Here is a 25,668-nt window from a genome sequence, read left to right as displayed (position 1 = left end):
ATACTATATATTATTTTTTAATTAACCCAATTTCTACTAATCGTTGATGTAAAAAGTCTCCGGCAGTAATATCATCATATTGCTTAGGGTTTTCTTCAGAAATACATTCCTCAAGGCAGTTTAATTTCATATCACTTCTTGGATGCATAAAGAAAGGAATAGAATATCTAGGTTGCCCCCATTGTTCTTTTGGTGGATTTATTACTTTGTGTATTGTTGATCTTAGCTTATTATTGGTATGACGCTCTAGCATATCACCAACGTTAATAACTAATTCATCTTCTTGCGGAATAGCATCGATCCATTCTCCATCTTTACGTTGTACTTGCAACCCTCCTGTAGAGGCACCCATTAAAAGAGTAATTAGATTGATGTCTCCATGAGCACCAGCCCGAACGGCTCCTTTTGGTTCTTCTTTTATTGGGGGGTAATGAATAGGGCGTAATATACTATTACCATTACTCGCCCAATGATCAAAATAATGTTCATCAAGACCAATATATAAAGATAAAGCTCGTAAGACGTAAATACCTGTTTTTTCAAGCATTCTATATGCTTCCATTCCAGTAGCATTAAAATCTTTTAATTCATTTACAGAAACATTAGGAGGATATTCTTCTGTTAAATTTGCATCTGCAGAAGCTTCTTGGCCAAAATGCCAAAATTCTTTAAGGTCACCTTCTTTTTTTCCTTTGGCATGTTCTTTTCCGAATGAAGTATAACCTCGTTGACCACCGAGTCCTTCTATTTCATACTTTTCTTTAGTCTCAAGAGGTAATGCAAAAAAAGCTTTAACTTCATTGTATAAGTTATCTACGAGTTGGTCACTTAAAAAATGATTTTTTAAAGCAACAAAACCAATATCTTCATAGGCTTTTCCTATTTCATTTACGAATTTCTGTTTGCGTGAAGGGTCATTAGCCAAAAAATCAGCTAAATCAACACTTGGTATATTATTCATTTGTTTATTCTTAATATTGAAGAACTAAAAATAAGTGTATTTTGTGTAAAAATACTTTATTGTCTTCAAAAAATTTAACAACAGTTGTTATCAATCAAATTAACTATTTCAGAATCTATAATCCGAAAATAATAGTAAATTTAACTAATTCGTAGAATTGTTTAGGTTAAATTAACAACTACTTAATAATAATCACATACTGCAATAAGTTCTGAAATAAAAATAATTACATTTACGTAACTAACTTTCTCTTATGGAGCATATTTCAAAAGAAAAAATACAATTAGATTTTAATAGACAAGAATATAGCAGTGATCAACTAGTATCGCTCTATCAGAAAATGCTTAAACCTAGGTTGATAGAAGAAAAAATGTTGGTATTGCTTAGACAAGGTAAAATTTCTAAATGGTTTAGCGGTATAGGGCAAGAAGCAATATCTATTGGGGTTACCTCTGCGCTAAATGAAGATGAATATGTGTTACCAATGCATCGCAATTTGGGTGTATTCACAACAAGAAATATTCCTCTTTATCGTCTTTTTGCACAATGGCAAGGTAAATTAAGTGGATTTACCAAAGGAAGAGATCGCTCGTTTCATTTTGGTACTCAGGAATATAAAACTATAGGGATGATATCTCATTTAGGACCTCAAATGGGAGTAGCTTGCGGTATTGCCTTGGGTAATTTGTTACGAGAGGATAAAAAGGTTACTGCTGTATTTACAGGAGAAGGAGGTACTAGTGAAGGTGATTTTCATGAAGCACTAAATATTGCGTCAGTATGGGGGTTGCCAGTTTTATTTTGTATTGAGAATAATGGTTATGGGTTGTCGACACCTACCAAAGAACAGTACAATTGTGAAAACCTTGCAGACCGAGGTAAAGGGTACGGTATCGAGTCACATATTATTGATGGTAATAATATTATAGAGGTCTTTGATCAAGTAAATACACTTTGCAAAAGCATGCGATTAAACCCCAGACCAATTTTGCTAGAGTTTAAGACGTTTAGAATGAGAGGTCATGAAGAAGCTAGTGGTACTAAATATGTTCCTAATGAATTGATAGCCGAATGGGCGTTAAAAGATCCGATTGAGAATTATAAGAACTACCTTTTAAATAATGATATTCTTTCAGAAAAAAATGATCAGGAATATCGTGAAAAAATAAAAAAAGAAATTGATTCAAATTGGGAACAGGCAAATAATGAAGCTACTGTTGATGTTGATTTAGATAGGGAACTGGGTGATGTTTTTAGTCCTTTTGAGTATCATAATATTCCGGCATCAAATCAGACTCATGAACTTAGATTAATTGATGCAATTTCAGATAGTCTTGGTGAGTCAATGATGCGTTTTGATAACCTCGTTATTATGGGGCAAGATATTGCAGAATATGGAGGTGTTTTTAAAATAACCGAGGGTTTTGTAAAACAATTTGGAAAACAACGTATTCGTAATACACCTATTTGTGAGTCTGGAATCGTTTCTACAGGATATGGTCTGGCTATAAATGGAAGTAAGGCTGTAATTGAAATGCAGTTTGCAGATTTTGTGTCTTCAGGATTTAATCCGATAGTTAATTTATTAGCAAAATCTAATTATAGATGGGGGCAATCCGCAGATGTAGTGATCAGAATGCCTTGTGGAGCAGGAGTAGGCGCAGGTCCGTTTCATAGTCAAACTAACGAAGCTTGGTTTACAAAAACTCCAGGACTTAAAATCGTATATCCTGCATTTCCTGTTGATGCAAAAGGGCTTCTTGCCACTGCTATAGAAGATCCTAACCCGGTATTGTTTTTTGAACACAAAGCTTTGTACAGGACTATTCGTCAAGAAGTTCCAAAGGGATATTACAATCTACCTCTGGGAAAAGCTGCTTTAGTTAAAAAAGGGGATGATATTACTATCATTAGTTATGGTGCAGGTATACATTGGGCATTAGAAATACTTGATAAACATCCACAAATCTCTGTTGATCTTTTGGATTTAAGAACATTACAACCTTTAGATGAAACTGCAATTTTTGGATCAATTAATAAAACAGGAAAAGTAATAATTTTACAAGAGGATTCTTTATTTGGTGGTATAGCTTCTGATATTTCTGCATTAATTATGGAAAATTGCTTCACCTCTTTGGATGCTCCGGTCAAGAGAGTAGGAAGTTTAGAGACACCGATCCCTTTTGATAAAAATCTAGAAGAACAGTATTTAGGAAAGCGCAGATTTGAAGAAGAATTATTGAATTTGGTCGCTTACTAATTCTAATTCTAATTTATGAAAACGTTATTGTTAATAAAAAACGCGTTTCTATTTAAAATACTGATTTATAGTATTTTGTGTTCAGTTCTTTGTTCTTGCGCACAACGTTTTGTTTATGAAACCAAACGAATTCTAATTAGGGGTAAAATCCCCTTTAACTTATGTTGTTTGTTAGTCATGGAAATCTTAATTTCGCGGCGACTATAATTTATTGTAGTCTTTGGGACTTAAAAACAGGGAGTTAAAATATAATTTATGAATGCTAAACAACTAGAACTACTTAGTTCTTCTAAAATACTTGTGACCGGTGCTGCCGGTTTTATTGGGTCTAATCTTTGTGAAGCACTTTTAGAAATTGGGAGTACTGTAGTAGGTTTTGATAATTTTGCTACTGGTCACAGAAAGAACATAGCAGATCTGCAAGGTAATTCTAGTTTTACCTTTTTAGAAGGTGATATTAGAAACTTGGATGATTGTTTAAATGCTTGTGATAATGTAGATTTTGTTTTACACCAAGCAGCATTAGGATCAGTGCCAAGATCAATTAATGACCCTATTACTTCTAATGATGTAAATGTAGGTGGATTTCTTAATATGTTAGTGGCTTCTAGAGATAAAGGAGTAAAACGTTTTATATATGCTGCTAGCTCTTCGACCTATGGTGATTCTAAGGCATTGCCTAAAGTAGAAGAAAAAATAGGAAAACCATTATCACCTTATGCCATAACGAAATATGTAAATGAGTTGTATGCAGATAATTTTAAAAAAACCTATGATCTAGATACTGTAGGACTGCGTTATTTTAATGTTTTTGGACGTAAACAAGATCCAAATGGAGCATATGCAGCCGTAATTCCAAAGTTTGTTATGCAATTTATGAAATATGAATCTCCTATGATTAATGGCGATGGATCATTTTCAAGAGATTTTACATATATTGACAATGTTGTCCAAATGAACCTAAGAGCAATAGTTTCTGATAATTCAGAGGCGTTAAACAATGTTTATAATACTGCTTTTGGAGAGCGTACTACATTAAATGAGTTAACAACATTGTTAAAAGAATATTTGTCTGAATATGATGCCGATATTGCAAATGTTGATGTAAAATTTGGACCCGAACGTAAGGGAGATGTGCCACATTCATTGGCATCTGTTGATAAAGCAAAAAATCTTCTTGGTTATGCTCCTGAATTTGATATTAAATCAGGTTTAAAAGAAGCAGTAAAATGGTATTGGGAAAACCTTAAATAATCTTTAAATTTCTTATAAAATAAATACGGTTACATGCAGGATATTAAAATTGCCATTATTGGATTAGGATATGTAGGATTACCTCTAGCAAGATTGTTTGCAACTAAATACTCAGTAGTAGGATTCGATATAAATGAAAATAGAATTAACGAATTAAATTCTGGATTAGATGCGACATTAGAAGTAGAAAACGATGTATTAAAAAAAGTTTTGAAAACTTCGGCAAATGATACTATTGGTTTGTTTTGTTCTAATAACTTAGAAGATATAAAAGATTGTAATTATTTTGTTGTTACAGTTCCTACTCCAGTAGATAAAAATAACAGGCCAGACCTTACACCATTATATAAATCTAGTGAAACTGTTGGGCAGGTTTTAAAAAAAGGAGATATTGTAATTTACGAATCTACAGTATATCCTGGGGTAACAGAAGAAGAATGTATACCTGTCCTAGAAAAAGTTAGTGGTTTGACTTTCAATAAAGATTTTTATGCAGGCTACTCTCCTGAACGAATTAATCCAGGAGATAAAAAACATACTGTAGAAAAAATTTTAAAGGTTACAGCGGGGTCAACACCAGAAATAGGAAAAAAAGTTGATGCATTATATGCTTCAGTTATTACGGCAGGTACCCATTTAGTACCTACTATAAAAGTAGCAGAAGCTGCCAAAGTAATAGAAAATTCGCAAAGAGATATCAATATAGCATTTGTTAATGAGTTAGCTAAGATTTTTAATCTAATGGATATTGACACAAATGATGTCCTTGAAGCCGCTGGGACTAAGTGGAACTTTCTTCCTTTTAAGCCTGGCCTTGTAGGAGGTCATTGTATAGGTGTAGATCCATATTATTTAGCACAACGTGCTCAAGAATTTGGGTATCATCCAGAGATAATTCTAGCAGGAAGAAGATTAAACGATAGTATGGGGCAATATGTGTCTTCAGAGGTTATTAAATTGATGGTACAGCATGATATTAGAATTAAAGAAGCTAATGTGTTGGTTTTAGGAATCACTTTTAAAGAAAATTGTCCAGATGTTAGAAATACTAGGGCAGTAGATGTTATAGAGAATCTAAAAAGTTATGGTACAAATGTAACTGTCTTTGATCCATGGGCGAATCCAGAAGAGGTAAACCATGAATATAATCTTGATACCACAACCAAATTGCCAAATAAAAAGTTCGATGCGGTTGTTTTAACGGTAGCACATAAAGAATTTTTAGATATTGACCTTCAAGAATTATTAGTGCCTAATGGTGTTTTATATGATGTAAAAGGAATTTTAGGAGAAGAGGTACACGGAAGATTATAAATAGACTCTTGTTTATTAAATGAAAAAAGTTTTATTTTTTGTAGAAAGTCTTTCTGGAGGAGGAGCTGAAAAAGTTCTTACAGATCTCGTTGCTAATTTAGATGCATCTAAATATGATATAACTGTATGTTCTTTAGTCGATATAGGAGTGTATAAGGATTACCTATCCAACATTTGTACATATAAAAGTGTTTTGGCTCCAGAAAGTAGTTATAAAACAACATTACAAAAAAAATGGTATGGTCTCAAATATAAACTTATAAGAAAACTACCTCGAAAAACTGCTTATTCCTATTGTTTTAAAGAAAAATTTGATATCGAAATAGCCTTTATAGAAGGTTTTGCTACCAAAATTATTGCTGGTTCTTCAAATTCAAAATCAAAAAAAATAGCCTGGATTCATACAGATTTGCAGGTTAATAATTGGACAGAAACACAGTATAAAAATTTACAAGAAGAAAAAAATGCCTATCTCTGTTATGATCATATTGTGAGTGTAGCAGAGAGCGTACAGAAGGCATTCTCTGAAAAATTTAATATTACAAAAAAACTAATTGTTAAATATAACCCTATAGATAGAGAGAGTATTATTGACAAGGCAAAAGAACAATTATTTGATGAAAATAATAATAAGGTAAGATTAATTACTGTAGGACGTCTCGTACCGCAGAAAGGATATGATCGCTTGTTAGAAGTGATTTTTAAATTGAAATCTGATGGTTTAGATTTTGAATTGTGGATTGTAGGGGAGGGACCAGAAAGGAAAATATTAGAAGATTATATCAAAGAATATAAGTTACAAGATATTGTAAAACTAAAAGGATTTCAAAAGAATCCATACCCATTTATTAATAATTCGGATGTATTTGTATGCTCTTCACGATCAGAAGGATTTAGTACCGTAGTAACAGAGGCATTGATTTTGGGAAAACCTGTTATTACCACAGATTGTTCTGGGATGAAAGAATTACTAGGAAATGATAATGAATATGGTATCATTACTGAAAATAATACCCAAAGTTTATATGTGGATTTAAAAAAAATACTTGAAGATGAATCATTAAGAACTCATTATGCCATAAAAAGTAAAGAAAGAAGTAAAGGTTTTAATATTAAAACTATGGTAAATAATATCGAAGAATTGTTATGAGTTCAAAAATTAAGATAGTATTTATGATTAATAGCCTTTATGGAGGTGGAGCAGAAAAAGTACTCCAAACTTTATTAGGCAAATTAGATAAAGACAAATACGATATCACATTGTATAGTGTTTTGAATAATTCTTTTGATGCATCTATTTATCCTTCAGATGTAACGTATAGAACAATTTATCAAGGGTTTACTAAGAAGAATTTTTTAAATAAACTACTTTTTAAAATTCTTAATAAGTTTATTTCGTTTTCTTATCATAATTTTTCTCCTACTTTGTTTTATAAATGGTTTGTAAAAGGAACTTATGACGTAGAAGTAGCTTTTATAGAGGGATACAGTACAAAAATAATTAGCGGATCTACCAATACTAAATCAAAAAAAATAGCTTGGGTACATATTGATTTAGAAGCCAATCATTGGACAGATATTGCTTATAAAGATTTAAAACAAGAACAAATTTGTTATAAGAAATTTGATCATATAGTAAGCGTTTCCAAAAGTGTTCAAGATGCTTTTTCAAGAAAATTTGATATTACAGATAGACTTACGGTAAGATATAATCCTGTTGATCAAAAAAAGATTATAAATAAATCCAAAGAAAAAATTTCTCTTCCAGAAAAAGAAATTTTACGATTGGTCACAGTAGGAAGACTCGAGGATCAAAAAGGATATGATCGTTTATTAAGAATCGTTAACCGATTGAATACCGAAGGGTATAAATTTGAACTTTGGATATTAGGAGAAGGAGCGCAAAGAGAGCTATTAGAAACATATATTCAAAAACATAATTTAGATAGTATTGTAACGCTTCATGGATTTCAATCAAACCCATATGCCTTTATTAAAGCTTCAGATATGTTTATTTGTTCTTCTCGTTCAGAAGGTTTTAGTACTGTGGTAACAGAAGCTCTTATTTTAGAAAAACCTATACTAGCAACCAATTGTTCAGGAATGAGTGAATTGCTAGGGGATAATGTGTATGGATTAATTACCGAAAATAATGAAGAGGCTTTGTATTCTGGATTGAAGAAAATTTTGGACGATCAATCACTTATCGAGTTTTATAAAGAGAAAAGTATAAAGCGTAGTAAAGATTTTGATATCGAAGAAACTATTCATCAAATAAAAACTTTGTGGGAATGAGTACTCAGGAGCTTCCTTTAATAAGTGTAATTGTACCGATATACAATTCAGAAAAATATCTGGATAGATGTATAGATTCTATATGCAATCAATCATATCACAACTTAGAAGTAATTTTAGTGAATGATGGTTCAAAAGATAAGAGTTTATCTATCTGTGAGAATTTCGCAAAAAAAGACTCTCGGATTCAAATCATAGATATACCTAATGGAGGTGTTTCTAATGCCAGAAACACTGGACTTAAAGCTGCAAAAGGAGAATTTATTCAATTCTTGGATAGTGATGATTTTATGACTCCCAAATATATAGAGGTACTATATAATTGCATAAAAAAGGAAGATGATGTTGACTTTGTAATCTGTGGAATAAAATCTTTAAATAATGAATTACAAGAATTAGGTTATGAAGAAGCAGGAAATCATATAATTGATTTAAAGCACCCTGATGAAGATGTGTTTTTTCAATTATTTGATAAGTTCTTGATGTTTGGACCTGTGAATAAGTTATTTAAAAGAGAGCTTTTACTTACAAATGATATACTCTTTGATATCTCACTCTCATATGGTGAAGACTTATTATTCAATTTAGAATATTTAAGGTTAATATCTAAGGTGGTTATTACAAATGAAGTATATTGGTGTTATATTCAAGATAATACTAACTCGTTATCAAGTAAAAGATTAGACGATAAATTTCAAATTGTAGAAAGATTACATGCTGAAATTTTAACTTTTTTAAAGACAAAACAAATGGATAGTCTTCGTTTTAAAGCATTACTGCATCAAAGAATGTTTGATTGTGGTTATAATGACTTTGCTGCGATCCCTCGAGATTCATCTTTAAGTTTTAGCGAAAAGAAAAGTAAATTAAAAAAATTATTAAATTCCCCCTCTTTAGTAGAAAGTTACACTTTTATTGAACCAAAAAAATATGCAAACTGGATAGTTTTTTTAATGAAACATAAATTATCCTTGCCTTATTTATTTATTACAAAATTATTATAGATAAAAAATAAAGACGATCAATTAAACAACTTATTATGAACAAGCTTATTATGTACCCACATGGAGGGAGTGGTAACCACGGATGTGAGGCTATTGTAAGATCTACCCTAAACATAATGTCAGAGGCCATGCCAAATACTTTTAAAGAGAATATATTATTCTCAAGAAGAAAGTATGAAGATGAAAGTGCAGGTCTTGATAAAGAATGTAAAATAATGGAGGAACTTGTTCCTTTAAACTCGAAATTTTCTTCGGACTATATTATCGGTACATTTAAAAGACAACTATTAGGAGATAAAGACTACTTTGATAGAGTAGCATACCGAAATGTTTTTAAAAATGCAGGCCCAAATACACTTGCATTGTCTATTGGGGGTGATAATTATTGTTACGGTTCTCCAGAGCATATTTATTTTATGAATAATCATATTCGTGAAAACGGTGCAAATACTATTTTATGGGGTTGTTCAATAGAGCCTGATGCTATGGATGAGCGAATGGTTAATGATTTAAAACAATACAAATTTGTATATGCAAGAGAGACTATTACCTATAATGCATTATTAGATAAAGGAGTAACTGGAGCAAGACTTTGCCCAGATCCAGCATTTTTGTTAGAAACTCAAAAAATGGATCTTCCAAAAGGTTTTCAAGAAGGAAATACCATAGGAATTAATTTGAGTCCTTTAATTACGAAATACGAAACTAAAGGCGGAGCTGCATTCGAAAATTACACTGAACTTGTCAATTATTTAATAAATGAAACAGATCATCAAATAGCACTTATTCCTCATGTAATGTGGGATCATAATGATGATAGAATTCCGTTAAAAAGACTGTATGATAAATTTAAAGATTCAGGTCGATTGGTTTTTGTTGCGGAAGACGATAGTTTAAACTCGATGCAACTTAAGTATGTGATTTCTAAATGTAACATTCTTATTACAGCAAGAACACATGCATCTATTGCAGCATACTCTCAATGTGTTCCTACATTAGTGGTTGGATATTCTGTTAAAGCTAGAGGTATTGCACATGATTTATTTGGAACCCAAGAAGGATATGTTTTTCCGGTACAGTCATTAAAAGAAAAGGACGATCTGATTAAACAGTTCAAATCTTTTGCTGTAAGAGAAAATGATGTTAGAGAACATTTAATTAAAATGATGCCAGAATATAAAGGTAGAGTAGTACCTGCGGCAAGAGAAATAGCAGATCTTATCAAATAATGTTATAGCTCATTTATGTTATTTAACTCTATAGATTTTTTCATTTTTTTGATAATTTCCTTTGCGTTATATTGGGGGATTTTTGTTAAAAAAATAGCATCTCAGAATATATATCTTTTGGTCATTAGCTATGTTTTTTATGGCTGGTGGGATTGGCGATTTCTGTTTCTTATAGCATTTAGTTCTTTTATAGATTATACCAGTGGATTAAAAATATCTAGAAGTACTTCTCAAAAGGAAAAAAAGAGATGGTTGGGCCTAAGTTTATTGGTCAATCTTGGTTTTTTAGGATTCTTTAAATACTTTAATTTCTTTGCAGATTCATTCTCAGAAGCATTTAACAGTATAGGATATCAATTTGATGCGTTAACTCTGGATATTATACTGCCTGTAGGTATATCTTTTTATACATTTCAGACAATGAGTTATTCGATAGATGTTTACAGAGGAAAGTTAGAGCCTTGTAAAGACCCTGTCATGTTTTTTGCGTTTGTAAGTTTTTTTCCACAATTAGTAGCTGGTCCGATTGAGAGAGCAACTAACTTACTTCCACAGTTTTATGAAAAAAGAAGATTTGACTATGATAAAGCCATTTCAGGGTTAAAACTAATTCTTTGGGGATTGTTTAAAAAAGTAGTAATCGCAGACTACTGTTCTATTGTTGTTAATAGTGTTTTTGAGAACTATCAAGATGTATCTTCTAGTGCTTTAATTTTAGGAGCTGTATGTTTTGCATTCCAGATTTATGGAGATTTTTCAGGCTACTCGGATATTGCTATTGGTACCGCTAGGTTGTTTGGGTTTGATTTAATGACCAATTTTAAAATGCCTTATTTTGCGAGAGATATTGCAGAATTCTGGAGAAAATGGCATATATCTTTATCTACATGGTTTAGAGATTATCTTTACATACCACTTGGCGGAAGTAAATTTGGAAAATGGATTACACTTCGAAATATAGCTGCTATATTTCTGGTAAGTGGCTTTTGGCATGGTGCTAACTGGACTTTCATTGTATGGGGAGCTATTCATGCAGTGCTTTATATACCATTGTTTTTGTTTAACCTAAACAGAAATAACCTTGATGACCAAACAGGGTTACTGCCCTCTTTTAAGAATATGTTTTCTATGGCGTATACGTTTGTTAGTGTTACCATAGCTTGGGTGTTTTTTAGAGCAGAAACTGTAGGTAGTGCCTTTGAGTATATAGGATATTTGTTTACAAAACCATTTGGTAAAATAGGTGTTGTGGGAGAAGCAACATACAATATGTGGTTTATCTGGATAGGACTTTTAATTGGATTAGAGTGGTTAAGTAAAAATGATCAAAATCCGTTTTTACTAATTAAAAAATATAAAGTTGCACTGCCAATACGGTATGTGATTTATATACTATTTATCATTCTGGTATTTACAAAGTATATGGAAAATCAACAAACAGAATTTATTTATTTTCAGTTTTAATATGAAGTTGTTTTTAAAAAAAATAGCAGTTTTTGCTTTATATACCGGTGTATTTATTATCGTTATATCATTAGTTAATGGCTATATCCTTAAAAAGGCTGTTAAAAAAGCAATTAATTTAAGTACTACTGAAACTTTAATTTTAGGAGATTCTCATCTAGAAGTTGCTTTAGATCCTAACAAGTTTAATAATGCTTACAATATTGCCAATTCATCAGAACCCTATAGCTTAACATATTATAAACTAAAGTATTTATTAGAAAATAAGAATAATATAAAAGACGTTTTATTAGGTTTTTCATATCATAATTTTCAAGTTGGACAAGATAGCATTACTCTAGATGCTAGTAATACTAATTATACAACTTTTGTAACACGTTATGCGCTTTTTGAAATAGATGACACTCCTTCTCAAGATTTTGAAACATCAGAGTTTTATACCTATAATTTTTTAGTTTGGAAATTAGGGTTTCCGAGCTTTAAAACGATGAAACTTAATCTTAAATATCTTCGAGGGAAAATTAGTATTCATGACCTACCTTTTGTGGGTAGCTACAAAAGGTATGGTAGAATCACGGCAAAGGAGAATGATATAATTATTAAGAATGCTTGTATGAAGTATGGAAGACAAGAAAAAAACTCTAAGGTACAAACTGCATATCTTTTTAAAATAAAAGATATGCTTTCTAAAAGAAATATTAAGCTACATCTGATAGCCTCTCCTTTAGAAACAAATTACAAGAATTGTGTTAATACTAAAATGCTTAACGAATTCGAAGACTTAAAAAAAGAATTAGTACAACATCAAGTTTTGGTATATGATTATACAGAATTAGCACTTGATAAAAACTATTATAAAGACCCCCATCATTTAAGTGGTATTGGATCTGATTATTTTTCGGATTTAGTATCAAAAGAAATATTTGGAAAATAGATTAAAGAATAATTAATGATTATGATATATATTATTTGTGGTTTCTTTGTGTTAATATCTCTATTGCTTATAACAATAGTAGGAGTAGATGTATTCTTGTATTATCGTAGTGTTTTTTATCGAATAAAAATAGGAAGATGGACAGATCGCTCCAATTGGCTTAAAAATATACAGGCAGTTAACCTTAAATGGTTAAAGAAAACGCCTACGGTTAAATTAACCGATAATGAGCGGTATGTTGTTAAGGATATGATCAAAGGACGTTATAGAAGCACGACGATCCAATCATGGCAAGAAGCAGGAGTATTATTTGGAGCCTTATTAACAGATAATGCAGAAGAACAAACAAAATATTTTATTGACGCTAGAATCGATAAAAATACAAGGAAATGGAAAAATATTCCACAACATGTAGATGGTGCAATATTAGCCTATGCACTCACTAAGACTACAGAAAATGCTATAGAACTTAAACCTGCTTTAGATGAAATTATTACATTAATCGAAAACTGTAAAGGTGATGACGGAACGGTTTTTTATAGAGATTTTATTCCGGACATTAGATTTGTAGATACGATAGGTTTTATTTGTCCTTTCCTTACTTTTTATGGTAAAAATTTTGATGAACCAAAGTATATTGACCTTGCCATATTACAAATCAAGTCTTATGTAGAAAAAGCACTACTTAAAAAACCTTTTTTACCAGCACATGCTTTTGAGATTAAAAAAAATATGCCCTTGGGTATTTATGGTTGGGGTAGAGGTTCTGGTTGGTTTATTATTGGGCTTATAGATACATATGCAGAATTGCCAGAAGACCATGTTGATAGAGAATATATCAAAGAATTGATTCTTAAAACTGCAGCAGATTTAATTAATTTCCAGAAACCAAATGGCAGCTTCCATTCTGTATTAAGTATTCAAACTAGACATGACTCGTCGATAACAACACTCGCTGGGCTGTTGTTTCTAACTACTTACAAGATAACAGGAGAAGAGAAATACTATAAAGCAGCGGATAATTGTGTTACAAGCCTTATGAAAGTTACCAGAAGAGATGGAGTTGTAGACTTTTGTCAAGGAGATACCAAAGGAATTGGGGTTTATGCAGAAACATTTGATCTAATGCCATTTGTACAAGGACTAGTAATTCGTTTAACAACCGAATTAGAGAATACAACAAAAAAATAGAGAAAGTTAATCAACTAATTGATATTTTATGAATACTGATTCTCGAACAATGAATTCAATCCGCAATATAGGCGCTGGCTTTGTAGGCCAGTTACTACAAGCTGTGGTTGGATTTGTGAGCAGAACAGTTTTTATAAACTACTTAGCCGTTGAGTATTTAGGAATAAATGGACTTTTTAGTAGTATACTTTCGATATTAAGTTTAACAGAGTTAGGTATAGGAACGGCTTTTGTTTACTCTTTATACAAACCTCTTGCAGAGAAAAACAAGCAGGCTATTGCAACCATAATGAGGTTGTATAAAAAGGTATACGTAAGTATTGGACTAGCGGTTTTTATTATTGGATTATGTGTCATTCCTTTTTTAAATCAAATTGTTGAAGAAAAACCTGTTACTGTTGTAGAGGATTTATCACTGCTTTATTTGTTTTTTCTATTTAATACAGCATCTACTTACTTTTTTTCGTACAAAACAGCTTTGCTTAATGCAGACCAACGTAACTATGTAGTTGCTGTTAATTATGCAGCATTTTATATAGTTCAAAATATTATACAGATTATTGTATTAGTAGTTTCCCAGAATTTTATTTATTACTTGGTTATTCAGCTTATTTTACAATTTTTAGGTAACGTTACTATATCTTTTATAGTAGATAAAATGTATCCGTTTTTAAAAGAGTTTAAAAAGGAAAAGATTGATAAAGTTATTAAATCACAAATCATCTCTAATGCAAAAGCAACATTTTTAATTAGAGTTGGTGGTGTTATGGTCAACAATACCGATAATATTATTATTAATTATTTTTCGGGATTGGTATTATTAGGATATATGTCTAATTATACAATGCTTATAGGCCTTTTGTCAACATTTATATCTCAGGTTTTTACAAATATCTCTGCAAGTATTGCACAAGTAAATGCTATAGAAAGTCAAGAAAAACAATACGAGATTTTTAATATGGTAAATCTCGCAAATTTTTGGATTTATGGTTTTTGTAGTATCTGTATAATTATCCTAATGAATGATTTTATTACACTATGGGTTGGTGAAGATTTTACGCTACCGCTATCTATAGCAGTAATGTTGGCTATTAATTTTTTTATGGTAGGAATGCAAAATGCTATTTGGACGTTTAAAACTACCTATGGGTATTTTAATGAAGGAAAGTATTTAGTGATTTTAACAGCGATCCTTAATCTAGCTTTTTCGTTTACACTGGGCCACTGGTATGGATTGTTAGGGATCTTATTGGCAACTGCTTTATCTAGATTAGTTACTAATTTTTGGTATGATCCATATATTGTATTTAAACTGGGGTTAAAAATACCCCCTATTGTATATTTAAAGAAGTTTTTAATATACATTGGCGTGATTAGTTTTGCTGGTGCACTAACATATTATCTAGCTCTTTTTTGTGACTTTTCAATTTTGATCAATTTAATAGTTAAAGCAATTCTTTGCTTACTAATTCCTAATCTTATAATCATACTATTTTATAAAAAAACTCCAGAGTTTGCAAAAGTTACGCAGACATTCATGGCATCATTTTATTCGATAACAAAGAAAATTAAGAAGAACTGATTTTGAAGACGATACTATACATAACCAATCAAATATGTGGATCAGGTGGACTAGAAAGAGTATTGTCTATCAAAGCTAGTTATTTAGCAGATCATTACGGGTATAAGGTGCATATTCTAACACTAAATCAAGGAGATGAAGCACTTTTTTACGATTTTAGTACTAAACTACAGTATCATGACATTGCTGTTGCGGGCAATCCAATCAAATATTTAAGCACATACAAGAAAAAAATTAATGCGATTGTTGAAGAGGTAAATCCAGACGTGATTTTAGTATGTGATGATGGACTGAAAGGATTCTTTTTGCCGCTTCTTATAAAAAATCCTTGCCCTAAAGTATATGAAAGACATGTGTCTAAAAATGTAGCGTTACAAAGTGAATCGGCATCTTTTATTAAAAAACTTTCGGTTAAACTAAAAAATACTTTAATGAATAGTTTAGCCAAGAGATTTGATAAATTCGTTGTATTAACTAATGGTAATATCAATGATTGGAATCTAAAAAACCTCGAAGTTATTCCTAATCCACTCTCTTTTTATCCAGAAAAGAATATTAGTAACTTGAGCAATAAAAAAGTATTAGCAGTAGGCAAGCAATGTTACCAAAAAGGATATGATCGATTGCTAAAATCATGGGAAATAGTGAATAAGATATATCCAGATTGGCAGTTAGATATCTACGGAAAAATAGAACCTTCTGAAAAATTAGAGGAATTGGCTGATTCCTTAAAAATAAGCGAAAGCGTATCGTTTTTTCCTCCTACAAAGACTATAGAAAAACAATATCAAGAGGCATCAGTTTATGTTATGCCGTCAAGATATGAAGGTTTTGGAATGGTTTTGATAGAAGCAATGGCATATGGCGTACCTTGTGTATCATTTGATTGTCCATTTGGCCCATCTGATATTATTTCAGATAATAAAAATGGAATATTAGTAGAAAATGGGGATATTAAAGGATTAGCAAAAGGCATAGAATCGTTAATAAATGATAGTGATAAAAGGAAAAAAATGGGAGAAAATGCTAGAAAAGATATAGAGAAATATCTTCCAGAGAAGATAGCGAAACAATGGGATAAATTATTTACTAATTTGATTAAGAATAAGTAAAATGAAAATAGTTTTCATTATTGATCAGGTGTATTTGCATGGTGGAATTGAAAGAGTTCTTTCTATTAAAGCAAACTATCTGGCTATGAACGAAAACAATGATGTTCATATCATTACTACAGAACAAAAAGATAAAGAATCTTGTTATTTTTTTGAAGATACAATTGCGTTTTATGATCTTAATGTAAATTATAACAGACGAAAATCATATTTTCACCCAGTCAATTTAAAAAAAGTCCCAGGTCATATAAAGAGATTAAAATCAAGGATTAAAAAAATCAATCCAGAGGTAGTTGTTGTATGTAGTCACAGTACAGATACTTATTTTATTCCGTTTATCAATAAAAAAATCCCAAAGGTTAAAGAGTTTCATTACTCAAAATCAATAGAATTAGTACATCGGGAGAATCCACGAAATTTACAAAAAAAGTACTTTTTAAAATTTGCAGACTTTGTAGAGCGTAAATACGACAAGTTAGTGGTTTTAAATAAGGATGAGGTTGGATATTATAAATCAAATAATACAACTGTTATTCCTAACCCACTAACGTTTTACCCTAAAACAATTTCGGCATTATCTAATAAAGTTGTTATTGCTGCAGGAAGAATAGCACACGTAAAAGGATATGATCTGTTGATTGATATATGGTCTATCTTTTTTCAAAAGAATAAAGATTGGCAATTGCATATTTATGGAGAAGGTGAGCCGGATTATGTGCAAATGTTAAAAAACAAAATTAAGGGTTATGGTTTGCAAGAGGTTGTGGTATTAAAAGGTTCTACCGATAAAATACAAGAAAAAATGTTAGCATCTTCTATTTTTGCAATGAGTTCCCATAATGAATGTTTTCCTCTTGTATTATTAGAAGCTCAGGCTTGTGGTTTACCTATTGTTTCTTTCGACTGCCCTAATGGTCCCCGAAATATTATTAATGAAGAGAATGGTATATTAATACCTATATATAATAATGCAGTCTTTGCAGATCAATTACAAATACTGATAGATGATGATGAACGGTTAAAAGAAATGGGGAAGAAGGCACGGGAGAATGCTGCTAAGTATAAATTAGATGAAGTAATGAATCTTTGGGAAAAGATGTTTACAGAAATAAAAACAAAATAAAAACAAAATAAAATTTAAAAAATGAGAAGATTAATTTCGAATTTATATAAGTTTTTTTTGATACCACATATTATTCTTTATAAACTAAGTAGTAATAAAGCTATTATAGATAAGGATATAAATAGGTGGAAAATGGAAAAGAACCTTAAAGGAAGTTCTGTTTCTATACTATTGACGTTATTGACTAATTCAACAGATTTTAGATCTATTTTTTATTTTAGAACAAGAGGAATTGTTGCACATATACTTAATTTATACTGTAGAAAAGAAAAGTATTTCAAAATTGACATCACCACAAAATTAGGAGGTGGGGTTTTAACAGGGCATCCATATAGTACAATTTTAAATGCAGATCACATAGGAGAAAATTTTTTCGTGAATCATTTAGTTACAGTTGGAGCTGTTAAAGGAAAAAGGCCAACTATAGGGGATAATGTGTCAATTTATACAGGAGCTATTGTAATTGGTGATATTACCATAGGAAATAATTGTGACATAGGTGCAGGATCGGTTGTAGTAAAAGATATTCCAGATAATTGTGTTGTTGTCGGAAACCCTGCCAAAATTGTTAAAAGAGACGGAAAACGAGTGTAAGACTAATTAAAATGTGATGAACTTACTTTTAGACATACAAGAAGCTATAGAAAAAAACGATACCCAGAATGCTTTTTATTTTGGTGATACTTTTTACACCTATAAAGAGTTTGCACAAGTGATTTCTAATATTCGAAAAGGCATACAAGATCATATTAGTGAGAATGATAGTACAGTAGGTTTAATAACAAATGATGATATCGAGACATATGCTTCAATTATAGCTTTGTGGTTAGAAGGTAAAGCTTATGTTCCGCTAAATCCTGAATTTCCTGAGAGTAGAAATCATACAGTTATAAAACAAGCTGAAATTAATTCGATTTTAGATTCTTCAACTGATAAAGTTTTTGACCAGTTTAAAACTATCCAATCTAATACATTAGATATTGCAGAAATTAACTTAACACCTCGTCAAATAGGACCAAATGAATTAGCGTATATATTTTTTACTTCTGGGACTACAGGAACGCCAAAAGGGGTACCTATTACCTTTGGTAATTTATCTGGATTTATAGATGCATTTTGGGACCTTGGTTATGAAATAACCAATAAAGATAGATGTCTGCAGATGTTTGAGCTAACTTTTGATTTATCTGTAATGTCGTATTTAGGTCCAATACTTAAAGGAGCGTGTATTTATACCATACCAAAAGATGAAATAAAATATAGTTACATCTTTGAATTAATGGAAGATCATGAGCTTACATTTGCACTTATGGTTCCTTCAATTTTACATTATTTACGCCCTTATTTTGATGAAATTAATTGTCCGGCGATGAAGTTTAGTCTTTTTTGCGGAGAAGCATTACCTTTGGATGTTACTCAAGAGTGGAGTCAGTGCATACCTAATGCAACTATTGCAAATGTTTATGGTCCAACAGAGTGCACGATTTTTTGTACAGATTATACCTATAAACGGGATAGTGAAAATAAAACCTATAATGGTGTTTTGACTATTGGTAAGGATATGAAGAATACAACTACAATTATTGTTGATGAAGATAATAATGAAGTAGGAATAGGGGAAAAAGGGGAGCTTTGCTTAAGTGGGGCTCAACTTACACCAGGATATTGGAAAAATGAAGAAAAAAACAAAGAAGTTTTCTTTGATAAAGAACATGAAGGGAAAAAAGTTAGGTTTTATAGAACAGGAGACCTTTGTACTGTAGATGATCAAGGGGATATTTTATATTTAGGAAGAGTTGATTTTCAAGCAAAAATTCAAGGTTTCAGAGTTGAATTGTCCGAAATAGAATTTCATGCTAAAGCAGTTTTAGATAAAAAAAACAGTGTAGCTGTTGCATTTATAAATAGTATTCATAATACTGAAATAGGATTAGTTATAGAATCAACAGCTTTTGATACAAAACAACTCATAGAGGATCTAAAAAATAGATTGCCACAATATATGATACCTACACAAATAAGGTTCATTGATAGTTTTCCATTAAATACAAATGGAAAAACAGATAGGAAAAAACTAAAGGAAATGTTTAATTAAAATTAGGATATATAAAGTAACATTACGATATCATGGAAAGTAGTATAATAAAAGAAAGAGTAAGTGATGTTCTTGTTTCTGTATTAGAACACAATAACTTCGAGATGCATGACGAACTTACGGCTAAGGATGTAGATGGGTGGGATTCTTTATCGCACATGATGATTATAACTAAGATTGAAGAGCATTTTAATATTCGTTTTAAGCTTAGAGATTTAAATAAATTAAAGAATATGGGATCTTTGATTTCTGTAATTCAAAGTAAAATATAACTGAAACAAAGTGGTTTTTAATTCTTTTGATTTTGTAATTTTTATCCTACCGGTACTTCTAGTATACTGGTTTGTCTTAAAAAAATCTAGTGTGTCTCAAAATATTCTTTTGCTGGCAGCAAGTGTGTTTTTTTATGCTTGGGCGGATTGGAGATTTTTAGCCTTGTTGGTTGTTAGTACATTGCTTAATTTTTTTCTAGGATTAAAAATACATGAAAGTGAAGAAGATCGAAAAAGAAGTGTTTTTTTATACTTAGGATTGATATTTAATGTAGGGCTTCTGTTATATTTTAAATATTTTAATTTTTTCTACGAAGGTTTTTTTGAACTCTTAAGTGCTTTCGGAAATACATCAGAATACAGTGCTCTAAGGATACTGTTACCACTAGGAATAAGCTTTTTTACATTTCAAACTTTAGGATATTTAATAGATGTATTTAATGAAGAAATAGAACCCAGTAAAAATCTTCTTGATTTTTCGATTTTTGTAACTTTTTTTCCAAAAATACTATCAGGACCAATAGAGAGAGCAGCAGCATTTATTCCGCAACTTCAAGAAAAAAGATCATTTTCATACCCAGTCTTTGTTGATGGTTTACGACAAATACTATGGGGTTTGTTTGCCAAAATAGTTATTGCAGAAAATTGTGCTACTGTTGCAAACTTAATATATAATAATTATGAGAATGAACCAGGTAGCGCATTAATATTAGGGACTTTCTTCTATGCTATCCAGTTATATGCTGATTTTTCAGGATATTCAAATATGGCTATAGGGGTCTCCAAATTATTTGGTATTCAGTTAATGCGTAATTTTTCTACTCCATTCTTTTCAACAAATATTAGTGATTTTTGGAGAAAATGGCATATTTCATTAACAACTTGGATGATGGATTATGTTTTTACGCCATTATCTTTTACCTGGAGAAGATGGCAAAAAAGAGGACTTATACTTTCAATTATTACAACTTTTGTATTAGTAGGATTTTGGCATGGAGCAAATTGGACTTTTGTAGTTTATGGTTTTTTACATGGTATCTATTTTATACCGCTAGTGTATTCAGGTAAAATGAATACATCAGAAATTGTGGCTAAAGGAAAATGGTTGCCCTCAATAAAAGAGTTACTAAAAATGTTATCATTGTTTGTGCTTATTATGCTAACCGATGTTTTTTTTAGAGCTAGTAATGTAGGTACAGCATTCGAGTACTTGAAGAAGATCTTTTCTAAAAGTTTGTTTGATTTTCCTACGTCGTTGTTAAATGGTACAGTATTATTTACAACGTTGTTAATCGCTCTCTATGTTTGTATAGAGTGGATAAATCGAGAGAAAAAACATGATTTTGAGATCAGTAAATACAATATTTACATACGATGGTTTTCTTATATCTTTATTTTTATATTGATATTGTTTTTTGGAAGAAGTGCTGAGACATTTATATATTTTCAATTTTAGTCAGATGAAATTATTAATCATAAAATTGGGTGTTTTCTTTACAATAAGTTTAGCTATTGTAACTTATGTGTTGATGAATTATGGAGGTAATGTAGATTTTTTTTATGAGAAGTTTACTACCCCAAAAACGAATTCGATGATTATAGGGGATTCTAGAAGTTTTCAAGGGATTCATCCAGAAGTTATAGATAAATATTTTGAAGGTAAAGGCTTCGATCTACCCATGCTAAATTACAGTTTTACTATAGGGCAAGCTATTATGGGACCTTTATATAATGCTAGTATTTTTGCCAAACTAAAAGATTCATCATCTAAAAATGGGATTTTTATTATTTCTATTACTCCAGAAATGCTGACTTCTCATAAAGATTATGACAATGAAAAAGGAGAGTTTAGAGAAGAAGGACAACCGCCACATAATATGAAATTTGTAGATGTTAATCCAAATTATGAATATTTAATAAAAAACTTAACTTTTTTTCATTTTAAAGGAGCATTTAAAAAGAAAACGACAGTATATAAAAATGGAAGATTAGAAGAATCTAACTTACCAGAAAATGAAGAGGTCTTCAAACTCTGGAAAAAAAATCAAATAGATTTGTTTTTAGAAGATTCTAAAGATTTAAAATTATCCAATACAAGAATTAAAGGTTTAGGAGATTTGATAACGGGCTTAAAAGAAAGAGGAAATGTATTTTTAATTCGAATGCCAATTAGCAAAGAGTTTTTAAGTAACGAGGATAAATACTATCCTAGATTTGGACATATTGTAGATTCTATTGCCGATACAAAGAAGATTGAGTATATCGATTTTAATTCTATTGGTAAAGAATATAACACTTATGATGGGCATCATATTGATAAGTTTGCAGGTAAAGAATTTACTAAAGCATTGTGTGATTTAATACTTAATTCTGTAAAATTAAAATGAGACGTTTCTATTCTATTGTATTAATAAAAAAAAGTAGCGTATGGGATCTTTAATATCACCACAAATGTATTATCCGGTGTATATTAATTTATGCCTATTTTTAGTCCTCTTTACGTTGTTGCATACAAGGGTTTTAAGTATTAATGATAACAAAAACCTTGCATTCATAAATGTATCGGGATATATATTGCTGATTTCTTTGATATTGTATATTGGTCAAAGGCCTATAAGTATGGCGTTTGGTGATATGATGAATTATATTGTCACTTTTGATGGATATCGTTATGGTGCAGAAATACCAAAAGTAAATGATTATGGTTGGCATTTGTTTATGAAGACATTAGCCACTATCGTTACTCCGCATACATTTTTTACTATTGTTTGTTTTATATACATATTTCCTATGTATAAGATATCCAAAAGTTTATTTGATAAATATTGGTATTACTCGTTTATTTTGTTCGTTGTTTCTTTTTCTTTTTGGACTTACTCTGTAAATGGTATGCGTAACGGAGCAGCTACTTCTATATTTTTATGGGGGTTATGCTATCGAAAAAATAAGGTGGTAATGGCGTTATTCTTTTTGTGGGCCACTGTATTTCATAAGACATTATATCTTCCAATTTTTGCATTTATTCTAACCTATTTTTATAATAACCCTAAGGTGCTTTTTAAAGGGTGGCTTTTTTGTATCCCGGCATCTTTAATATTAGGGGGGATTTTTATTTCTCTTTTTGCTTCTCTTGGTTTTGGAGGCGATGATAGACTTTCTGGATACCTTACCTCACAAGCAGAAGCAGGTACCTTTGCTAGTACCGGTTTTAGGTGGGACTTTTTATTTTATAGTTCCTTCCCAATATTTGCAGGTTGGTATTTTATATATAAAAAGCAATTTAAAGATCCTTTTTACTTTCAACTTTTAAATACGTACTTGATTTGTAATGGCTTTTGGGTTCTGGTAATTCGAGCTAATTATTCAAATAGGTTTGCATATCTATCGTGGTTTATGATGTCATTAGTTATAATTTACCCCTTTCTTAAGCAACGATTTTTTAAAAACCAACATTTTATAATAGGCTTGGTAATGCTAGTTTATTTTTCATTCACCTATTTCATGTACTATTTATATTGGGGATAATAACTAACTAAATAACTAAAAATGAAAACACTAACGGTTTTTACGCCAACTTATAATAGAGCTTATTGCTTACATAAATGCTATGAAAGCCTAGTTCAACAATCAAATCAGGATTTTCTTTGGTTGATTATAGATGATGGATCCGGAGATAACACAAAAGAACTTGTTGAGTCATGGATAAAAGATAACAAAATAGCTATTCAATATCATTATCAAGAAAATTTAGGAATGCATGGAGGGCATAATGCAGCATATAGACTTATAGAGACACCACTTAATGTTTGTATAGATAGTGACGATAGCATAGCAGAAGGTGCAGTTCAAAAAATATTAGATTCATGGCAGCTTATAAAAGATGAACCTAAGTTTGCAGGTTTAGTTGCGTTAGATGAAGATCAGGACGGGAAATTGATTGGGACAAAAATTCCTGAACATATTAAAGAAACAACCCTATATGATCTTTATAACACTCATGGAGTCTTGGGTGATAAAAAATTAGTATATAAAACCGAAGTGGTTAAGCAGTACCCTGCTTACCCAATTTTTAAAGGAGAACGTTTTGTGCCACTTGGATATCTTTATCAGCTAATTGATCAAGACTATAAATTGCTGCCTCTTAACGAAGTTTTATGTGTTGTAGAGTATATGACAGACGGTTCAAGTATGAATATGTTAAAACAATATAGACGTCATCCAAGAGGGTTTGCTTTTTCTAGAAAGAGTAGAATGAAATTGGCTAAGAATTTTAAAGATAAATTTAAAAATGCGATTCATTACGTTTCTAGCTCAATGTTTATCAAAAATGGCTCGTTTTTTAAAGAATCTCCAAAGAAATTTATAACATTTTTAGCCATTCCTTTTGGAATAGCATTGAATTTGTACATCAGATATAAAACAAAAGGTGAATTTTAATGGGGATGATCAGAATACTACAAGTTTTTACAGTAATGAATCGGGGAGGTGCAGAGTCCATGATCATGAACTATTATCGAAAAATAGATAGAAGTAAAATTCAATTTGATTTTTTAGTACATAGAAAAGAAAAAGCAGCATTCGATGACGAGATCGAAAGTCTTGGGGGTAAAATATACAGATTCGATCCTATAAGTCCTTTTTTTCCAAAAAAGTATTATAACGAATTGAGAGCATTTTTTAAAGTACATCCAGAATATGATATAGTACATTCTCATTTAAATACTTTTAGTAGCTTTCCTTTAAAAATCGCTAAAGAATTTGAAGTGTCCTGTCGGATTGCTCACGCCCATATTGCAATTGACAAAGTTTCTTTGGCAACACTCTTATCGTCAAAAGAAAATTTTAAAGAGACTATTAAAAAACTAGTTAAACTTCAATTGAAAAAGAAGGTTAAAAATCATGCTACACATCTTTTTTCTTGCGGAGATAAAGCAGGTAATTGGTTGTTTGATAATGCTTCATTTACGACAATGAACAATGCCATAGATACAGAAAAATTTAGGTATAATGAATCTTTAGAAAGTAAATATAAAAAAGAGTTTGATTTACAAAACGATTTGGTTTTGGGGCATGTAGGGCGTTTTGTTAGTCAAAAAAACCATGCATTTTTATTAGATGTTTTTGCTGACTTGCTGAAAGTGAAACCTGATGTTAGTTTGGTTTTAATTGGTGATGGTCCTTTAAGAGCATCAATGGAAAACATGGCAAAAAACCTTAAAATCGAACACAAAATTCATTTTTTAGGTGTTCGCACCGATATTCCCGAATTATGCCAAATGCTAGATGTATTTGTTTTTCCTTCATTTTATGAAGGACTACCTGTAACTTTGATAGAGGCACAAGCTGCTGGTTTAAAGATATTAGCTTCGAATACGATAACTAAAGAAGTACATTTAACAGATAATATCAAATTTCTGCCAATAGATGATACTACAAAACAATGGGTAGATCAAATAGTTAAAATAAAAACATTTAAAAAAGAGGACCAAGTACAAAAAATTATTGACGGTGATTATGATATCATCTCAAATACAAAAAAAATTGAAGAGTTTTATTTCCAACAAATAGCCAACTAATT

At 30.8% G+C, this 25,668-nt stretch carries 22 protein-coding genes; 21 read left to right on the top strand and 1 reads right to left on the bottom strand.

What is annotated here, in order from left to right; genetic code table 11:
* Positions 1–10: 10 nt before the first annotated feature.
* Positions 11–961: an isopenicillin N synthase family oxygenase gene (locus tag D1816_RS06170; protein WP_118501628.1), complete on the bottom strand. Its 951-nt coding sequence runs from the start codon at positions 959–961 to the stop codon at positions 11–13.
* 253 nt (positions 962–1,214) lie between these two features.
* Between D1816_RS06170 and D1816_RS06165 the strand changes: the two genes are divergently transcribed.
* The 21 genes from D1816_RS06165 (at position 1,215) to D1816_RS06065 (ending at position 25,666) form a co-directional block, all read left to right on the top strand.
* Positions 1,215–3,221: a thiamine pyrophosphate-dependent enzyme gene (locus D1816_RS06165; protein ID WP_118501626.1), complete on the top strand. Its 2,007-nt coding sequence runs from the start codon at positions 1,215–1,217 to the stop codon at positions 3,219–3,221.
* Positions 3,222–3,476: 255 nt separating this feature from the next.
* The gene (locus D1816_RS06160; RefSeq protein WP_118501624.1) at positions 3,477–4,475 is read left to right on the top strand and encodes an SDR family oxidoreductase; all 999 of its coding nucleotides are present in this window, start codon (positions 3,477–3,479) and stop codon (positions 4,473–4,475) included.
* 33 nt (positions 4,476–4,508) lie between these two features.
* Positions 4,509–5,789 carry a nucleotide sugar dehydrogenase gene (locus tag D1816_RS06155; RefSeq protein ID WP_118501621.1) on the top strand — a complete coding sequence of 427 codons (1,281 nt, stop codon included), beginning with the start codon at positions 4,509–4,511 and terminating at the stop codon, positions 5,787–5,789.
* Between the two features lie 19 nt (positions 5,790–5,808).
* Positions 5,809–6,939, top strand: coding sequence for a glycosyltransferase (locus D1816_RS06150; protein ID WP_118501619.1), 1,131 nt, complete (start codon positions 5,809–5,811; stop codon positions 6,937–6,939).
* A 23-nt stretch (positions 6,940–6,962) separates the two neighbouring features.
* Positions 6,963–8,084 carry a glycosyltransferase gene (locus D1816_RS06145; RefSeq protein ID WP_158597767.1) on the top strand — a complete coding sequence of 374 codons (1,122 nt, stop codon included), beginning with the start codon at positions 6,963–6,965 and terminating at the stop codon, positions 8,082–8,084.
* On the top strand, positions 8,081–9,088 hold the full coding sequence (locus tag D1816_RS06140) for a glycosyltransferase family A protein (protein ID WP_118501615.1): 1,008 nt from the start codon (positions 8,081–8,083) through the stop codon (positions 9,086–9,088). The genes D1816_RS06145 and D1816_RS06140 overlap by 4 nt, the downstream gene beginning before the upstream one ends.
* 35 nt (positions 9,089–9,123) lie before the next feature.
* Positions 9,124–10,317, top strand: coding sequence for a polysaccharide pyruvyl transferase family protein (locus D1816_RS06135; protein ID WP_066309092.1), 1,194 nt, complete (start codon positions 9,124–9,126; stop codon positions 10,315–10,317).
* A gap of 117 nt (positions 10,318–10,434) precedes the next feature.
* The gene (locus tag D1816_RS06130) at positions 10,435–11,781 is read left to right on the top strand and encodes an MBOAT family protein (RefSeq protein WP_369887284.1); all 1,347 of its coding nucleotides are present in this window, start codon (positions 10,435–10,437) and stop codon (positions 11,779–11,781) included.
* Between the two features lies 1 nt (position 11,782).
* A complete protein-coding gene (locus tag D1816_RS06125) occupies positions 11,783–12,715 on the top strand; it encodes a hypothetical protein (protein WP_118501610.1) in 933 nt (310 codons plus the stop codon).
* Between the two features lie 21 nt (positions 12,716–12,736).
* Positions 12,737–13,906, top strand: coding sequence for a glycoside hydrolase family 88 protein (locus tag D1816_RS06120; protein WP_158597766.1), 1,170 nt, complete (start codon positions 12,737–12,739; stop codon positions 13,904–13,906).
* A 28-nt stretch (positions 13,907–13,934) separates the two neighbouring features.
* The gene (locus tag D1816_RS06115; RefSeq protein WP_147405089.1) at positions 13,935–15,488 is read left to right on the top strand and encodes a lipopolysaccharide biosynthesis protein; all 1,554 of its coding nucleotides are present in this window, start codon (positions 13,935–13,937) and stop codon (positions 15,486–15,488) included.
* Positions 15,489–15,490: 2 nt separating this feature from the next.
* On the top strand, positions 15,491–16,600 hold the full coding sequence (locus D1816_RS06110; protein WP_118501604.1) for a glycosyltransferase family 4 protein: 1,110 nt from the start codon (positions 15,491–15,493) through the stop codon (positions 16,598–16,600).
* A 1-nt stretch (position 16,601) separates the two neighbouring features.
* Positions 16,602–17,723, top strand: a complete 1,122-nt coding sequence (locus D1816_RS06105) for a glycosyltransferase family 4 protein (protein WP_118501602.1) — start codon at positions 16,602–16,604, stop codon at positions 17,721–17,723.
* 21 nt (positions 17,724–17,744) lie between these two features.
* On the top strand, positions 17,745–18,317 hold the full coding sequence (locus tag D1816_RS26235; protein ID WP_118501600.1) for a serine O-acetyltransferase: 573 nt from the start codon (positions 17,745–17,747) through the stop codon (positions 18,315–18,317).
* A gap of 16 nt (positions 18,318–18,333) precedes the next feature.
* Complete coding sequence (locus D1816_RS06095; protein WP_118501598.1) at positions 18,334–19,818, top strand: amino acid adenylation domain-containing protein; 1,485 nt, start codon at positions 18,334–18,336, stop codon at positions 19,816–19,818.
* A gap of 32 nt (positions 19,819–19,850) precedes the next feature.
* The gene (locus tag D1816_RS06090; protein WP_118501596.1) at positions 19,851–20,090 is read left to right on the top strand and encodes an acyl carrier protein; all 240 of its coding nucleotides are present in this window, start codon (positions 19,851–19,853) and stop codon (positions 20,088–20,090) included.
* Between the two features lie 91 nt (positions 20,091–20,181).
* Positions 20,182–21,546, top strand: coding sequence for an MBOAT family protein (locus D1816_RS06085; RefSeq protein WP_158597765.1), 1,365 nt, complete (start codon positions 20,182–20,184; stop codon positions 21,544–21,546).
* A gap of 4 nt (positions 21,547–21,550) precedes the next feature.
* On the top strand, positions 21,551–22,477 hold the full coding sequence (locus D1816_RS06080) for a hypothetical protein (RefSeq protein ID WP_066309118.1): 927 nt from the start codon (positions 21,551–21,553) through the stop codon (positions 22,475–22,477).
* A 40-nt stretch (positions 22,478–22,517) separates the two neighbouring features.
* Positions 22,518–23,615 (top strand): EpsG family protein, encoded by a 1,098-nt coding sequence (locus D1816_RS06075; protein ID WP_066309125.1) that lies wholly within the window; start codon positions 22,518–22,520, stop codon positions 23,613–23,615.
* Between the two features lie 21 nt (positions 23,616–23,636).
* Positions 23,637–24,527: a glycosyltransferase family 2 protein gene (locus tag D1816_RS06070; protein WP_118501592.1), complete on the top strand. Its 891-nt coding sequence runs from the start codon at positions 23,637–23,639 to the stop codon at positions 24,525–24,527.
* A gap of 5 nt (positions 24,528–24,532) precedes the next feature.
* Complete coding sequence (locus tag D1816_RS06065; RefSeq protein ID WP_198403789.1) at positions 24,533–25,666, top strand: glycosyltransferase family 1 protein; 1,134 nt, start codon at positions 24,533–24,535, stop codon at positions 25,664–25,666.
* The last annotated feature ends 2 nt before the right edge of the window (positions 25,667–25,668 follow it).

Origin of the sequence: Aquimarina sp. AD10 (assembly GCF_003443715.1) — a bacterium.
In the GTDB taxonomy this organism is placed as follows: domain Bacteria; phylum Bacteroidota; class Bacteroidia; order Flavobacteriales; family Flavobacteriaceae; genus Aquimarina; species Aquimarina aggregata.
Note: the sequence above shows the minus strand (reverse complement) of the source record. Positions and strands in the feature narration are given on the sequence as shown.

Excerpts from the sequence above, each read along its gene's own strand:
- D1816_RS06170 (WP_118501628.1), bottom strand. The coding sequence starts at position 961 with ATGAATAATATACCAAGTGTTGATTTAGCTGATTTTTTGGCTAATGAC.
- D1816_RS06165 (WP_118501626.1), top strand. The coding sequence starts at position 1,215 with ATGGAGCATATTTCAAAAGAAAAAATACAATTAGATTTTAATAGACAA.
- D1816_RS06160 (WP_118501624.1), top strand. The coding sequence starts at position 3,477 with ATGAATGCTAAACAACTAGAACTACTTAGTTCTTCTAAAATACTTGTG.
- D1816_RS06155 (WP_118501621.1), top strand. The coding sequence starts at position 4,509 with ATGCAGGATATTAAAATTGCCATTATTGGATTAGGATATGTAGGATTA.
- D1816_RS06150 (WP_118501619.1), top strand. The coding sequence starts at position 5,809 with ATGAAAAAAGTTTTATTTTTTGTAGAAAGTCTTTCTGGAGGAGGAGCT.
- D1816_RS06145 (WP_158597767.1), top strand. The coding sequence starts at position 6,963 with ATGATTAATAGCCTTTATGGAGGTGGAGCAGAAAAAGTACTCCAAACT.
- D1816_RS06140 (WP_118501615.1), top strand. The coding sequence starts at position 8,081 with ATGAGTACTCAGGAGCTTCCTTTAATAAGTGTAATTGTACCGATATAC.
- D1816_RS06135 (WP_066309092.1), top strand. The coding sequence starts at position 9,124 with ATGAACAAGCTTATTATGTACCCACATGGAGGGAGTGGTAACCACGGA.
- D1816_RS06125 (WP_118501610.1), top strand. The coding sequence starts at position 11,783 with ATGAAGTTGTTTTTAAAAAAAATAGCAGTTTTTGCTTTATATACCGGT.
- D1816_RS06120 (WP_158597766.1), top strand. The coding sequence starts at position 12,737 with ATGATATATATTATTTGTGGTTTCTTTGTGTTAATATCTCTATTGCTT.
- D1816_RS06115 (WP_147405089.1), top strand. The coding sequence starts at position 13,935 with ATGAATACTGATTCTCGAACAATGAATTCAATCCGCAATATAGGCGCT.
- D1816_RS06105 (WP_118501602.1), top strand. The coding sequence starts at position 16,602 with ATGAAAATAGTTTTCATTATTGATCAGGTGTATTTGCATGGTGGAATT.
- D1816_RS26235 (WP_118501600.1), top strand. The coding sequence starts at position 17,745 with ATGAGAAGATTAATTTCGAATTTATATAAGTTTTTTTTGATACCACAT.
- D1816_RS06095 (WP_118501598.1), top strand. The coding sequence starts at position 18,334 with ATGAACTTACTTTTAGACATACAAGAAGCTATAGAAAAAAACGATACC.
- D1816_RS06090 (WP_118501596.1), top strand. The coding sequence starts at position 19,851 with ATGGAAAGTAGTATAATAAAAGAAAGAGTAAGTGATGTTCTTGTTTCT.
- D1816_RS06080 (WP_066309118.1), top strand. The coding sequence starts at position 21,551 with ATGAAATTATTAATCATAAAATTGGGTGTTTTCTTTACAATAAGTTTA.
- D1816_RS06075 (WP_066309125.1), top strand. The coding sequence starts at position 22,518 with ATGGGATCTTTAATATCACCACAAATGTATTATCCGGTGTATATTAAT.
- D1816_RS06070 (WP_118501592.1), top strand. The coding sequence starts at position 23,637 with ATGAAAACACTAACGGTTTTTACGCCAACTTATAATAGAGCTTATTGC.
- D1816_RS06065 (WP_198403789.1), top strand. The coding sequence starts at position 24,533 with ATGATCAGAATACTACAAGTTTTTACAGTAATGAATCGGGGAGGTGCA.